The sequence below is a fragment of the Spongiactinospora gelatinilytica genome, assembly GCF_003236385.1.
Taxonomy (GTDB): Bacteria; Actinomycetota; Actinomycetes; order Streptosporangiales; family Streptosporangiaceae; genus Spongiactinospora; species Spongiactinospora gelatinilytica.
The window spans coordinates 1-461 of the sequence record NZ_POUA01000856.1 but is presented as its reverse complement, the minus strand read 5'-3'; the positions used below and the strand labels follow the sequence as shown (position 1 = coordinate 461).

Here is a 461-nt window from a genome sequence, read left to right as displayed (position 1 = left end):
ATCCTGCTTTCCTGCGTCGGTAAACTGGCTGCCGCTATCCAGATGATCCCATTGCCGGTGATGGGCGGCGTTTCGCTGCTGCTTTATGGTGTCATCGGTGCTTCCGGTATTCGTGTTTTGATCGAATCGAAAGTGGATTACAACAAAGCACAGAACCTGATCCTGACTTCCGTGATTTTGATCATCGGCGTCAGTGGCGCGAAGGTAAACATCGGCGCGGCGGAGTTAAAAGGTATGGCGCTGGCGACCATCGTCGGTATCGGCTTAAGTTTGATTTTCAAACTGATCAGTGTGCTGCGCCCTGAAGAAGTGGTGCTGGACGCAGAAGACGCGGATATAACAGACAAATAATGTACCGACCGGGCAGTGTTGCTGCCCGGTTCAAACATCATGGGATTCTGTGGTAAACTTCTCGCGATTTTGTGAAATCCTGGTTGAGGTATCTCTGAACACACCGGCAC

The 461-nt window shown here is 51.2% G+C and carries 1 protein-coding gene; it reads left to right on the top strand.

Annotated features, from left to right (window positions below):
- Positions 1-351 (top strand): solute carrier family 23 protein (locus C1I98_RS39745; protein ID WP_302789442.1); only part of this gene is annotated, 351 nt, incomplete at its 5' end.
- Between the last annotated feature and the right edge of the window lie 110 nt (positions 352-461).